This is a genomic window from Oscillospiraceae bacterium, assembly GCA_034925865.1.
Classification (GTDB): Bacteria; Bacillota; Clostridia; order Oscillospirales; family SIG627; genus SIG704.
On the sequence record JAYFRN010000011.1, the window covers coordinates 92,106 to 106,350 of the forward strand.

10 protein-coding genes are annotated in these 14,245 nt (G+C 41.7%); 4 read left to right on the forward strand and 6 right to left on the reverse strand.

Features of this window, described 5'->3' with window-relative positions; genetic code table 11:
• Window positions 1-87: 87 nt before the first annotated feature.
• Window positions 88-1,587, forward strand: a complete 1,500-nt coding sequence (locus VB118_06040; GenBank protein MEA4832160.1) for a hypothetical protein — start codon at window positions 88-90, stop codon at window positions 1,585-1,587.
• Between the two features lie 174 nt (window positions 1,588-1,761).
• Here the strand turns inward: VB118_06040 and VB118_06045 are convergent, their stop codons facing one another.
• The gene (locus VB118_06045) at window positions 1,762-3,477 is read right to left on the reverse strand and encodes an AMP-binding protein (GenBank protein MEA4832161.1); all 1,716 of its coding nucleotides are present in this window, start codon (window positions 3,475-3,477) and stop codon (window positions 1,762-1,764) included.
• A gap of 126 nt (window positions 3,478-3,603) precedes the next feature.
• Window positions 3,604-5,004, reverse strand: coding sequence for a D-alanyl-D-alanine carboxypeptidase family protein (locus tag VB118_06050; GenBank protein MEA4832162.1), 1,401 nt, complete (start codon window positions 5,002-5,004; stop codon window positions 3,604-3,606).
• A gap of 80 nt (window positions 5,005-5,084) precedes the next feature.
• On the opposite strand from VB118_06050, the gene VB118_06055 reads away from it, so the two are divergent.
• Window positions 5,085-6,077: a GDSL-type esterase/lipase family protein gene (locus VB118_06055; protein ID MEA4832163.1), complete on the forward strand. Its 993-nt coding sequence runs from the start codon at window positions 5,085-5,087 to the stop codon at window positions 6,075-6,077.
• On the opposite strand, the gene VB118_06060 is transcribed toward VB118_06055, so the two are convergent.
• From VB118_06060 to VB118_06075, 4 genes are all read right to left on the reverse strand, one after another.
• On the reverse strand, window positions 6,070-7,167 hold the full coding sequence (locus tag VB118_06060) for a polyprenyl synthetase family protein (protein ID MEA4832164.1): 1,098 nt from the start codon (window positions 7,165-7,167) through the stop codon (window positions 6,070-6,072). The two genes, VB118_06055 and VB118_06060, sit on opposite strands and share 8 nt — an antisense overlap.
• A complete protein-coding gene (locus VB118_06065; protein MEA4832165.1) occupies window positions 7,164-7,526 on the reverse strand; it encodes a hypothetical protein in 363 nt (120 codons plus the stop codon). Before VB118_06065 ends, VB118_06060 begins: the two co-directional genes overlap by 4 nt.
• Window positions 7,523-10,507 (reverse strand): N-acetylmuramoyl-L-alanine amidase, encoded by a 2,985-nt coding sequence (locus VB118_06070; protein MEA4832166.1) that lies wholly within the window; start codon window positions 10,505-10,507, stop codon window positions 7,523-7,525. Before VB118_06070 ends, VB118_06065 begins: the two co-directional genes overlap by 4 nt.
• Window positions 10,508-10,708: 201 nt before the next feature.
• Complete coding sequence (locus VB118_06075) at window positions 10,709-11,134, reverse strand: hypothetical protein (GenBank protein ID MEA4832167.1); 426 nt, start codon at window positions 11,132-11,134, stop codon at window positions 10,709-10,711.
• Between the two features lie 373 nt (window positions 11,135-11,507).
• Here VB118_06075 and VB118_06080 point away from each other — a divergent pair, with 373 nt between their 5' ends.
• Window positions 11,508-12,233: a JAB domain-containing protein gene (locus tag VB118_06080; GenBank protein ID MEA4832168.1), complete on the forward strand. Its 726-nt coding sequence runs from the start codon at window positions 11,508-11,510 to the stop codon at window positions 12,231-12,233.
• A 23-nt stretch (window positions 12,234-12,256) separates the two neighbouring features.
• Window positions 12,257-14,224 (forward strand): excinuclease ABC subunit UvrB, encoded by a 1,968-nt coding sequence (gene uvrB, locus VB118_06085; GenBank protein MEA4832169.1) that lies wholly within the window; start codon window positions 12,257-12,259, stop codon window positions 14,222-14,224.
• Window positions 14,225-14,245: the final 21 nt, after the last annotated feature.

Consider the following 14,245-nt stretch of genomic DNA (forward strand, 5'->3'; position numbering starts at 1 on the left):
CTTGTTTTACAAGAGACTTAAGCGGGTATTATTTAATTCTGAGCTATTAATAACGAATATGGAATAAAATTCAGAAAGGGAATTCTAATGAAAAAAAGAAAATCCATTGCGATCATTATCGCTTTTCTGATGTTGTTCTCCGTTCTGGCGGTGGGATGTCAGCCCCAAACGCCTGATACAGTACCTCAGACGAACAACACCGAAGCGATAAACACGGCAAATGTAACAACCGGCTCGAACGAACCCCAATTAAAGGTTTCAGAAGGCGTTGATTTCGGAGGAGAAGATTTTGTTATTCTCGTCCCGAAGTCTTCAGGTTGGTCTATTTACAACGATTTTACTCCTACGGAAGGAAGCGTTGACGATTCAATCACCAATGCCAATTATACCAGAAAAGAAAAGCTTAAATCGCTTTATAATGTAAACATAACTGAAGTAATAGCAGGAAATACCGTCGCCGCTGATGCACGCGCCGATATTTCCAGCAACAACGGCACGTACGATGCGATTCACATTGAGCTTGATCAGGTCGCTCCACTCGCTCAGGAAGGCTTTTTTATTGACCTTGCTTCGCTTAACTCAATGGAGCTTTCCAATCCCTGGTATACACAAAGCTTCGTTGATCAGATGTCCATAGCAAACAAGCTGTTCTTCGTACTCGGCGATATATCGACGGTCGACAATGACGGAATCGCCGCTGTCATGTTCAATAAGGGCATGGTAGAAGACACCGGTCTTGAAAGCCCGTACGATCATGTCAGAGACAACACCTGGACAATTGATACAATGTATGATATGTGCAAGGGCGCTTATAAAGACCTAAACGACGATGGTAAAGGCACCGGCAAAGACCAGTGGGGATACCTTACCGCTTATTCCAGTATCGTGTTCCAGCTCGCATCCTGCGGAGTTCATATCTGCGAAAAGGATGAGAACGACATACCAAATCTCACCGCTTACAGCGCAAAGAACACTGAAATAATCGATAAAGTCCTTGAATTTTATAACGATAAAACAACCACAATTCACCTTGATCAGATCCCGACTTCAGAATGCGGCGGCGTCAGCGTATATGAATACGGCAATACCATGTTCATGGAAAACCGAATCATGTTCCGCCAGACGGCCATGGTCAGAATAATTCAATGCCGTGTTATGGAAGAGGAATTCGGAATCCTTCCTTATCCGAAGTATGATTCTGAACAAGAAAACTATGCTCACGGCTTCAGCTATTCCACTCCGGTCATCGCCATTCCGAGATATTCAGAGGATGCGGAAGCGGCAGGCGCGGTTATTGAAGCACTCTCTTATTACGGCAGAACACTCGTTCGCCCGGAATATTATAACAGAGTTCTCAAAGGTGTTGTCGCACGCGATGAAGAAAGCCAGTTCTGCCTTGATATTATTTTTGATACCGCCTTTTATGATTTAGGCCTTGTACTTGATATCGGAGATCTCGATACCAAGCTCACCGCTATGGTCTCTAAAGGAACCAATACCTTCGCTTCCGATTATGCGGCAGTCGAAGAATCAGCAAAAACACAACTTCAGAAATATATTGACAATTACGAAAGCATAATCAATTAAGTTGATATTATTTAAAAAGTCCCACCGAAAAACGGCGGGACTTTTTTCTTCTCATAATTCTTAAACGACGTGATATGATTGTTGATGCAATCTTCTCACCTGCTAATATACATTTAAGGATGTATAAAACTATAAATAAACTCTTGAAAAGTTATTGAAAAATTGATTGATTCATCATACAGATGCTTTTTTAATTTCCTGTCTCGCTGCATTTCTCTTGATCTTTCTCGATGTTGTTTTCTCAAACTCCTGATCGCGTACGATGATTTTTGTAACCTGCTTGTATGACGGAAGCTTGTCAAGCTGTTTCCTTATTTCTGTTTTTAACGCATCGAGAGTGTCGGTGATATTAAGAGCTTTCAGCATATCAAGATTCGGGAATATTTCCGCGCAGAGAGCGCTTTCATTTCCTAGATCATCCTTGAAGGCGGAAACAATTACTTCGCTCACGAGCGGGATTGCCGAGATGTATCCTTCAATTTCTTCGGGATATATATTCTTGCCGTTCGCCAAAACTATTACATTTTTTTTGCGGCCAGTAATTGAGATTTGTCCGAGCTCGTTGATCTTTCCGTAATCTCCGGTTTTAAACCAACCGTCGTCCGAAAGGACAGCTTTTGTCGCCTCGGGGTTTTTATAATATCCCATCATTACGATCGGACCCTTGACACAAATTTCGCCTTCTCCGTCGCCAGTTACATCGTCGAGTTTTACATCAATACAGGGCAATTTTACGCCGGTGGTGCGAAAATCGTTGAATCTGTCACGGTTTGCGCTCACAAGCGGAGAGCATTCGGTTATACCGTATCCGTTGATAAGATCTATTCCGATGGAATCAAAAAATTCACCTATCTCAGGACGAATAGGCGCTCCGCCGCATACGATTTTTCTGAGATTTCCGCCGAAAGCGGCACGTAATGTCTTAAACAGCGGTTTTCTCAAATCTATTCCGATATTCCTTAAGCTGTTTGAAAACGCGATCAGCTTTTTAAGCTTCACATCCATTTTCTTTTCAGCAGCGGAAAGCCAGACCTTATTATACAATACTTCCGCAAGCGCAGGGACGATTATAATATAGCTGGGCTTGTAAAAAAGCAAATTTTTCGCGGTGTTCCGGAGATTGTCGTTTATACAGATCGTAGCGTGCATATGCAGAGAAACGAGAATGCCGCACACGCCTTCATATGTGTGATGATACGGAAGAACTGAAAGGCAGATATCATAAACAGTCGAAACCTGAAGCCCGTAATATACACTGAATACAAGGTTCTTTTCAGAAAGCATTACGCCTTTCGCCAAACCTGTTGTCCCGGAGGTATATACGACCATTTTCAGTTTTTCAATATTATTTCTGATTTTTTCAAAGCTGTTGTTCCCGGAATCAACTTCTTTTTTCCCCGCGGCTATTAATTTTTCATATGAAAGAAATTCTCCGTCGTTTTCTTCGCGTTCAAAGCCGATAAAATATTTGAACGCCGGCAATGACGCGCGGTTCTCTCGAATAAAGCTCTCATGCTTTTTCGCATAGAAAAGTATTGAAGAATCACAGTCGTTCAAAACATAAAGAAGATCTTTATCAGGTAAATCCTTGTCTATCGGTACAAAAACATTTTTTGACTGAAGAACAGAAAGATATACCGTAACCCAGTCATAACTGTTTTCGCCTATAGCGGAAATATGGCATTCGCCGCATTCGAGCGATTCAATCGCAGTGCCCAGATAAACAGTATCCTGTCTAAAACTATTGTATGTTATTTCGTGAAGCGTAGAATTCTTATCTTTATACTTGAATGCATACCTGTCTCCCGCCTCTTTTGACGCGAGCAAAAGCATCTCGCGTATACTGCCGAATTCCTTGACATTATATAGAGGATAATTTTTTTGCTTCATATTAATTCCTTTCAAAAGTCAATACTGTGATCATCGTTAGTTCTTACGCCACATCATGGTTATGAAAACCATTATAAGCAATTCAGACATTTATGTCAAGTGGGTTTTATAAGCTTTTAAATAATATTACCGGAATCTCGCTTTTTTTGATTTTCCTGATGCCTTGCGAGAAAGAACCAGCACAGAAACAAACAGTATTATAAAGGCAAACAAAATAATAAGGAGTATCAGAAAAGGTCGATCTTCAAAGAGCTTTTGAAGATCATCGGCGCCAATACGCGTATCCTTACCCGGTTCGGACTGATTATCGGATTTCCCGGGCTGCGCTATTCCGGAGGATATTGCCGGAACAGACATAGAATTCATTAAACGTGTTTCACCAAAGCACTTCCCGTTATAATATACATATAAATTTCCGATGGTTCCGGGAGCAAGGGGAGCAAGCAGCGTTTCAGGCATAGAATATACAAGCTCCGCTTCCTTATCAATCGGGAGTAATGCGTATACAGAATTCTCTGAAAAAATATCTATGCTGTCCGCGTTTCCGTTTCTTACACGTTCCGTTTTCAGCTTTTCGTTTTCTGTAATTATTTGGCGGTACGCAAAATGTGAAAACGCATATTCGTAAAGGCTTTTTGTATCGGCATATGTAAGATTTGCCTGTTCGCTTGAAACGGCAGGCTGGTCAAGATTCGCACCCATCAATACCAATATATATTTTTCCCCATCTTTTTCTGCCATAGACATAAGGCATCTGCCTGCCGCGGCGGTAAATCCGCTTTTTATTCCCTTCATATATTTATAATATTCATCGTTTTTATTAAGCAGCATCGAAATTGTATATTCAATTTTTCTTTCTTTTGTCTTATCGGTAGCGGGAATGGTATATTCCGGAGTAGAAATAATTTCATTGAAAAGAGGAAATTTTAAAGCATATTTTATAAAAAGGCTCATATCTGCAGGAGATGTATAATGATTGTCGTCATGCAAACCATGAGGATTCATGAAATTAGTATTTTCAGCTCCCAGTTCTTTCGCTTTTGCATTCATTTTTTCAACAAAATCCGATATTTTTCCGCCTCCGAAATAATAGGCCAGTAATGTGGCCGAATCGCATGCGCTCGGTAGCATCAACGAATAAAGCAGATCCTTTACAGTCAGAACTTCGCCTGCCTTCAATGCTATATTTGATCCTCCAACCTTATAGATTTCGTCAAATATACTTGTATCAGACGGAACAATTATCTTTTCTTCCGCCGGGTCTCCGCATTCTTCAAGCACAATAATCGCAGTCATGATTTTTGTAAGTGACGCAGGATACATTCTTCTGTCGGCATTTTTTGCGTATACAACAGTATCCGTGTTCAGATTCAACATATATGCCCCGCGTGAATATATTTCATAATCCGTAGGCACATACGCACCGTTATATTCCGCTCCGGCAGAAACGGAAATAGGCAATACGCAATTGACAAAATTAATAATTATGAATATAATCAGAACTATAGAGGTCGTTTTTTTATTCATCTGAATACCTTTCGCGACGCGGATATATGCGTCATAGGATTTTTAAATTAATATTATTGGTGTTAACAGGAGACAGCAATATGGAGTATTCTAAAAAAACGCTATATGAAATATTTCATGGCATTCACGAGCTTGTCTTTACTGATACCGGAATTTGGCCAGCGCGAATGACATTGCGTCAGCGTGAATATTTCACTTCAAAAAACGAAAGCTTCGCAATGCGCGCATACTGTGATTCAGGAATATATATGGATTTCTATACCGATGCCGAAAGAATATCCTTTGATTATACGTTCGGACTTGCGTACCGAAAGCAGGTCGCGTTTGATATATATGAAAATGACGTTCTTGTTTATTCATATATGTGCCGCGGTGAATCAAGCGGTCGGATAGAATATATTCCGAATTCAAAAAGCCCGAGAATAACAGTTTATTTTCCTTGCATAGCTCAGATCTTTGTTTCAAATCTTTCGCTTGGCTGTGTGTGTTCCGTTAAAAGAACAGGCAAAAAGCTGATGTTTTTAGGAGATTCCATCGCGCAGGGCGTCGATTGCGGGAGTCATCCTTCAATGAATCTGCCAAATTTATATTCACGCTTTGAAGACTGTGAATATATAAATCTCGCTGTCGGAAGTGCGATGTTCTGTCCGGATTTTATCGATCAAACATTGAATTTTGTCCCGGATGTGATTTTTGTCGCATACGGCGCAAACGACACCGCTCTTACCGTTTCCGATAATTTTGTCAGACAAAACACAGACAGGTTTTTTTCTGTTTTACGTGATACATATTCAGGAATACCCATCATCGCAATAAGCCCTATCTGGTATTACCGTGAAGCTCCGTTATGCGTGAATCCCTTTAAAAAGGAGGACACCGACAGGTGGGCATTGGTATATTCAGTTATTGAAAGCTGTTGTGAAAAATATGGTATAAAATATATATGCGGCAGAACACTTATGCCTCATTTGCAGGATTTTTACCGCACAGATGATCCTCATCCAACCGAAATCGGATTTTCATTATATGCTTCCGAGCTATACCGTGTCACAAAAAATTTTATTTTTACCTGATTCGGAATATCATCATATCCGCCCAATCATTCAGAAGCTCCTTATATTCTGAATCCTGAACAACCGTAAGCTTTTTACGCGCGGAAGCGATATATTCGCTTCCGCGTTTTTTCGCATATTCGATTCCGCCGGAATTTATAAGAATTGACACAGCTTTTTTTATATCGTCAGAACCGGCATTCCGGTTTCCGACAACCGATCTTAAAATCTGCTTATTATCTTCTGAAGCGTTATTATAACCATATCTCAATACAAGAGTATTCTTCCCTTCCCGGATATCTCCGCCTATGGGTTTCCCGAGTGTTTCTTCATCGGAGATTATGCCAAGCACATCATCCGCAAGCTGAAAAGCGACTCCGCAATCCTCAGCAAAGCCTCTTAGAGCTTCAGGGATCTCCGATGAATCATCTGACAAATCCAATCCGATAATCGCTCCGCATACAGCGGCATATCCGAAGAGCTCGCCGGTCTTTTTACGCATTATATCAATTATTTTATCTTCCGTAATGGTGAGCATTGAGTCAAGATTTTTTGTCACGATTCCAAAACGCGTGTCAAGCGCCTCGCCTTCCAGCAAGGAGCCCGTAAGCCTGTCTTCCATCAGAGTGACAAGCTTTAACTTAATCGTATCAGAAACGCCCTTCATTGAGCTAATGACCGATATGGCCGCCGCGTGAAGCGCGTCTCCGGAAAGTATTGCGTTTGCGGCACCGTATTTATCTGCATCTTCTCGTGAAATTACGCCTGAAATAAGCTCCGGCATCTCGTCAGATGTCGCTTTATGCACGCTGGGTCCTCCTCGGCGAACATTGTCGCCGTCTATGAGATCGTCATGTATAAGCGTCCAATTATGATAAAGCTCAACGGCACAAGCAGCGGGAAGAGCGCGCAAAACGGCATCGGCGCCGCCTGTCGCTCCGGCGCAAAGGGAAAGAATACCTGGGCGCAGCCTTTTTCCGCCGCGCTCAAAATACATTCCGACGCCTCGCTTAAGCTCGGGAGGAGCGATATACTTGAATTCCAATGACGAATAGTATTCATTTACCGCCGCGCTTGTTTTTTTCAGAAAATTATCAAATCTAGTCTTCATCGGTTTGATAAAAAATCCATGAAATCACATATCATTTTTCTTTGTCCGATTGACAAGGAAAGAAATTGTTCATAAAACAAATCGCCCTGTTTAATGGAGTTCGAGCTGACCGGCAGTCTTTTTTCATTTCCGAAATTTACTCCCGCACAGAATAATAAATCATCATAGGCAATATCGTTTAAAGAATTCTGAGCAAGCTTTTTAATAAGCTTTACGCGGGGCGGATTTTCCTGCTGCATCTGGGCAAGCTTACGCATCTGTACATAACTGATATCGCTGTCAAGCGAAAACTGTCTCCAGCTTCGATCGCCGCGCGCACGGTCAAGAATTATTGAAAACAGCTTTTTATTGAAACTCATTTTTTTATACTCTCCTTGAGTCTGATATACCTGTTATTTATATTTTCAAGAAAGCTTCCCCACAGACCGCGTTCGCGTATTTCCTGCGGACAATTCTTTCCGTTAAAATCATAATGCTGCTTGATACTGCTCATGGTCAGATTGTTTTTTATCATTAGCTCTGCCACAAGCTGAGCCGCATTATCGAGCGCCGCATAAAAATCGCCGCCTTCATTGACGCATATTTCAATGCCAATTCCGTAGGCATTGCCTTCACCCCATCCGCCGTCTCCGGCGTGAAAGGCTCTTTCATTATCCGGTATATGCTGATAAATCGAATGATCGTCAACGGTATAATGCCACGAGGTAGTCGAACTATATGTAGACTTATGTATATATTCGTTGTGCATCTTTGCATCCGCGGTAGATGAATAATTGCCTGTATTATGAATTACGATCCACTTTTTCGTGGTCACATCTCCCGGACGGCCGAGTGTATCCTCGTCAATATAATCGACTATTACGTCAAGCATTTCAGAGGTCCCTTCTCCGATACGGAAAGAACCGGTTTCCGGCCTTTTTTGAATTATATATACTATTCCGTTCCAGGCACGTAAAAATTCGTCCTTTTTATATTCGCGCAACGCGCTTTCATCGTCAGATGAACAGGGATCGTTTACTATATAGTACATTTGCCCGTCTTTGGTTTCAAAGCCGATAACACAGAGAAGATGCCCCGCGGGATATGCCGACGTAGAACCTTTAAGTTCATCGACGCTTGATGTTGCAATCGAACAAACAACAGGAGTGCCCGCGATAACAGCGCTTTCCAGTGCCGCGTCATTATACAAATCGACATAAGCAAAGAATCCATTTTCAGCGGCATATGCCACATTGAACGACCAGTTGCCGTATATTCCCTCGGCATTGTCCTTCACCCCCGCGGCTACCGAAGCGGTAGGAATGTTTTTACCCAAATAATCCAAAACAATCGAAAGTGATGTCGGGCTGCATATTACGCTTCCTATATCGGGGATTTTATTCTGAGAGCGCGGTGAGGTGTCCAGTTTTATTGAGGTAACTCCGCTGCTCCGGCGGTCAGTAAAGGATGCTGACGGTTCTCCGTCGGTCGTGAATGTGATATTATATATTTCGGGAGAGAAGGATGACCCTCGTGTTATCTCAGCCCGCACTATTACACGGCCTGTAATCTGCGAACGAACTAAAAGAGTGTCTATATCAAGCGAAGCATCGTTATCGGAACGTGAAGCACTCGCGTTTTCAGTTTTTTTCGCGCTGCGCGTTCCCCAGGAATAATAATCTGTAAACGTCCCGTCTTTCCTTTCAAGAGCAACGGATAAGGATATTTTTCCGCCTCTGAGCGAAGCGTTCCAGGAAAGATACAGCTTTTTAAATGCTCCTATGTCGATCGGATTGGATACGAATGTGCCGATATCCGCCTTTGGCCTTAAAGATATCATATTGCCGGAAGATATTGTGCCGTCATATTTACCGTTTAACTCACAAGCGGTAAATATTTTTGCGCGGTATGTAAGATCGATTTCGGGTTTATACATTTCAGGTTTCACAACAGAGGCAGGCGGATATGACTCCAGTTTTGTTTCACGCTTTTTTACCGCGTAAAATTTTTTATATGCCTCTTCTTCTCCTTTTTCTTTAATAATACCTGGAAGTTCAAGTGAAAGGTAAAGCTCGGCTTCTTTGAAAATACTGTTTATTCTTTTGGTATACGGAGTCGCTTCACTTCTTGCGGCGGTCTTTCCGTCATTTTCGGTATGGTATAATATAGAAAAGCTTGCTTGTGTTTTTGCGAAAATCAGTTTATCCGATACGAACGATCCATCACGTAAAGGCCAGCCAAGAGGGATTGAATAATGCTGTTCTTCTTCCGCTTCATTATCTTCTGAAAGGATATTCACGCCGAAAAACGCAAGCTCGGTTTGCTTGATTCCGAAAAGGTCAAGAACCGTCGGGTAAATATCTGTACTTCCGCATATCGCTTTATAATTCTTTGGATTGATACCGTCATAATATATCGCGAGAGGAGCGTGAAAATAATCTTCGGCGGTATATTTTTGATCTTCGGGCATTATTGAATTAATTGAAGTAACATCTGATTTTTTATTGTAATCAATTGCGCTCCCGCCGCCGACAAGAATTATAACTGTGTTTTCCAAAAGTCCTTTATTTTTCAATGTGTCCGTAAACGCTCCGAATTTACCGTCAGCTTTTACGACAACCGCTCCATACGCGCCGGCAAGTCCGGTTTTCTCTGTCGAAGCAGAGCAAAAGGGATATTCAATTGAAGCGTCTTCTATGTATACAAATACGGATTCTTTACTTTCTGAGATATATTTAGCCGCCGCGTCATAAGCGGATGAAGCGGCAGCGGTATTGTTTACATCAAATCCTAGAAGCTTGAAAAGTTTGTCTCTGCCGCCCAGATGCGAGTCGCATGTAAAAAAAGCCGAAGCGGAAGAAAAACCGTTTTCTTTAAGCACCGAAGAAAGAGAAATGATACTTTTTTCTGATAAATATGACAACGCGTCCGAAAGAGCCGGGGAAGGAACGGATGTGTTTATTACAAAATCAGTGTCAGTCGGAGTATATCCGCCGAACGAATAATAATTATCGAAACAACTCGATGAATTTATGAATGATGTGATTTTAGGCGCGAAGCCTGCGTCTGTCACAGCGCGGCAAAGCGAATCAATTTTTACAATAACCAGATTCTTGCCTTTTTGTGAACCGAACAAAGGCGAAATTACATAATTATTGTTAATAGCGCCGTCATAATTGCCTTTGAGATCGAATATGCCGAGTGTCTCCGCCGGATCCTCCGGAATAGGATTAAATGCGGGAACCGAAGCCGGGCTTATCGCAGACATCGTTATGGAAAACAATATCATAGCCGCGAACAAAGCGGCCTGTATATATGTAATAATGTTTGATGCCGAAGGCTTTTTTTCAGATAGCTTCATAATAATCAATAATCTCTCATTCATCAATCATTTTATTCGTATATAATAACAAAAACATCGCGATAATTCAAGAGCTTATATATTAATTTTATATTCCTGTTTTATATTTTTATGATTTAAAATTGTAAAGGTTTAAACTAAAATAAATTCGCCGCGGAATAAACCGCGGCGAATTTTAATAAAATAAAATATATTGATATTTTAATTATTTATATTCTGACTGACAAATTCAAGTTTGGCAATTTTTAAGTTTATATCAATTTCATCAAGATCATATTTATAAATAGCGCTTGCTCCTGATAAAATGTCTTTAAGATCATTTTTAAGTACATCAATACTATGCTGTTTGACAGAATTATTGCTTGAATTATCCGCATAATAATTATTAAATAACGCTTCAAGTTCTCTGAATTTTTTATCAGCAATATCGGTATTTTGCGGACTGCCGCAGCTGAATGATGAATAATCATTCAAAGCCTGAATATCATCAAAATAATCGTTTATGAATTTTTTAATTTCCGTTCTTTGAAATACAAATAATATTTGCTCGGATACTATGTATAGCAATGCAAGAAATATCACTGAATAAAGCAGGATTTTCGGCTTTGAATATTTATTTGTTAACATTATCAAAAAAGCTTTCATGTTTTATTCCGATCTACATTGATTTAGATTTATATTATTAATCCATCATTGAGCTTAAGAGTTTTTTGTACAATGAGATATGTATATTTTATCATTTATGCGCTCCATATAACTAAATAAATACCGTCAAGAAAGAAAAGACTCTGGTATATGGGCTTTTCTTTCTTATAAAACAAGAATTATTTAATTTCTGTTTTAATAATATATATTGAAACAAATTTTCTTTACGCGAACAGATATACAGTATTATTTTTAACTCATATCATTTATATTATTTGACATTGGCTCAACGATTTGTTATAATATATTGATTACATTTATATATCTTCCATGAGCTTTAAGGAGCGGTAAACCTATGGCACAGGAGCCCAAGGAAAAAAATATACATTCGCGTCACAGAGCGCGCGTAAAGCAACGGTTTCTTGACGAAGGACTTGATTCCTTCGCACCGCACAACGTGATAGAGCTGCTGCTTTTTTATTCTGTTCCTTTCACGGACACCAACGATACCGCGCACGCGCTTATAGATAAATATGGCTCTGTCGCCGGCGTCCTCGACGCTCCTTACGACGACCTGTTATCCGTACCCGGCGTTGGAGAACACACTGCGCTTCTGTTAAAGCTCATTCCCGCCCTTTCAAAGCGATATTGCGAAGATAAATTCTCAATAGGAGACACTCTTCCCGATTATGACAGAATCGGCGCGTATTTAGTATCGAAATATGTCGGATGTCAGGACGAAAAGGTCGTCGCTCTTTTCCTGGACAATAGCCTCAGGGTCATATGCGATGAAATCATTTTTGAAGGAAGCGTAAACTCCGCTCACCTTTCCATGCGCAAACTTGCAGAGACCACAATACTAAAAAAAGCGTCTGCGGTGATACTTGCACATAATCACCCGTCAGGGTTGCCGATCGCGTCTCAGGACGATCTCGATACCACAAGAAAGCTAAGAGGCTTTCTTGCCTCGCTTCAGGTCACTCTGCTAGATCATTTTATTGTTGCCGAAAATAAATATACAAGTATAAGCAAAGATTATTTTTTAAGATATATAGCTCAGTATTCTGCCGATAAAATTTAAATTTATAATAAGGTGAGCTCAAATTGAACAAATTCGAACTTGTCAGTCAGTATAAGCCGACCGGGGATCAGCCCGAGGCAATAGCAAAGCTTGTCGACGGATTGCAGTGCGGACTTAAGGAGCAGACATTATTGGGCGTTACGGGTTCCGGAAAAACCTTTACGATGGCAAATGTAATAGCCCAGGTCAACCGCCCAACGCTGATCCTCTCGCACAATAAAACGCTCGCGGCGCAGCTTTGCGGCGAATTCCGCGAATTTTTCCCGAATAACGCCGTCGGATATTTCGTTTCATATTATGATTATTATCAGCCCGAAGCGTATATCCCGGGAAAAGATGTTTATATTGAAAAGGATTCTTCAATCAACGACGAGATAGACAAGCTCCGCCATTCTGCGACCTCTTCTCTTTTTGAGCGGCGCGATGTCATCATCGTTTCGAGCGTTTCATGTATTTACACTCTCGGTGATCCTTCAGAATATAAGGACCTTGTGCTTTCCGTAAGGCAGAATGCCCAAATAAGCCGCGCGGCGCTTATTAAAAAGCTTATTTCGATTCAATACGAAAGAAACGATGTCGATTTTACCAGAAACAGATTCAGAGTGAGAGGCGACGTCGTCGAGGTTTTTCCGTCAAACAGCAGCAATACCGCCATAAGAATCGAATTTTTCGGCGATACTGTCGACAGGATCAGCGTCATAGACACAGTTACCGGTTCCGTGAAATCACGGCTTTCCCATGCGGCAATATATCCGGCGACACACTATGTAACAACAGAGGAGCGCCGCGATAAAGCGATCGCGGAAATTGAAGAAGAGCTCGAGGAGCGCGTAAAATTCTACGAAGCCAATAACAAGCTTATTGAAGCGCAACGTATTTCCGAACGGGTCAAATACGATATGGAAATGGTGCGTGAAATCGGATACTGCTCCGGCATCGAGAATTATTCAAGGGTTTTCGCCGGAAACCCGCCCGGAAGCACTCCTTTCACTCTGCTCGATTATTTCCCGGACGATTTTCTGCTGATGGTTGACGAATCGCACGTCACGATTCCTCAGGTCAGAGGCATGAGCGCCGGAGACAGAGCCCGGAAAGAAAATCTAATCAACTACGGCTTCAGACTACCAAGCGCATTTGACAACCGTCCTCTGAGATTCGACGAATTTCAAAAGAAGCTCGGCCAGGTGATTTATGTAAGCGCCACGCCTGCCGAATACGAAACCCAGCGCAGCGACCGGATAGTGGAACAGTTGATCCGTCCCACCGGCCTTCTCGACCCTGTTATTGATGTACGTCCGACAGAAGGACAGATTGACGACCTTATCGGAGAGCTTAAGATACGCGCGGCAAAAAAAGAACGCTGTCTTGTCATAACACTGACAAAAAAAATGGCCGAAGATCTGACGGATTATCTATCGGGGCACGAGATACAAGTCAGGTATCTGCATCACAACATTGATACCCTTGAACGTACGGAGCTGATACGAGACCTGCGTGAAGGCGTTTTCGACGTACTTGTAGGAATTAACCTTCTGCGTGAAGGGCTTGACTTGCCGGAGGTTTCTCTTGTCGCGATTCTCGACGCAGACAAAGAAGGCTTTTTAAGGTCGGAGCGTTCTCTTATTCAGATCATAGGACGCGCGGCCCGTCATGCGGAAGGCAAGGTTATTATGTATGCCGATAAAATCACTGATTCGATGCGTGTAGCTATTGACGAGACCGAACGCCGCAGAAAGCTTCAGAACGCATATAACGAAGCCCACGGGATCATCCCGAAGAGTATCATAAAAGGCACAAGAAGCCTGCCTGAGATAACAAAGAAAGATAAAAATGCCGACACAGACGCCGTAAAAAACAACGAAAAACTCACATCAGGCTCAAAGAAGGAGCGCCTCGAGGCACTTACCGCCGAAATGAAAGCCGCCGCAAAACGGCTTGATTTTGAATACGCCGCCGCTTTGCGAGATAAAATCAAATCGCTTCAAGGCTAAACAAATTCTACAGCAAATTTA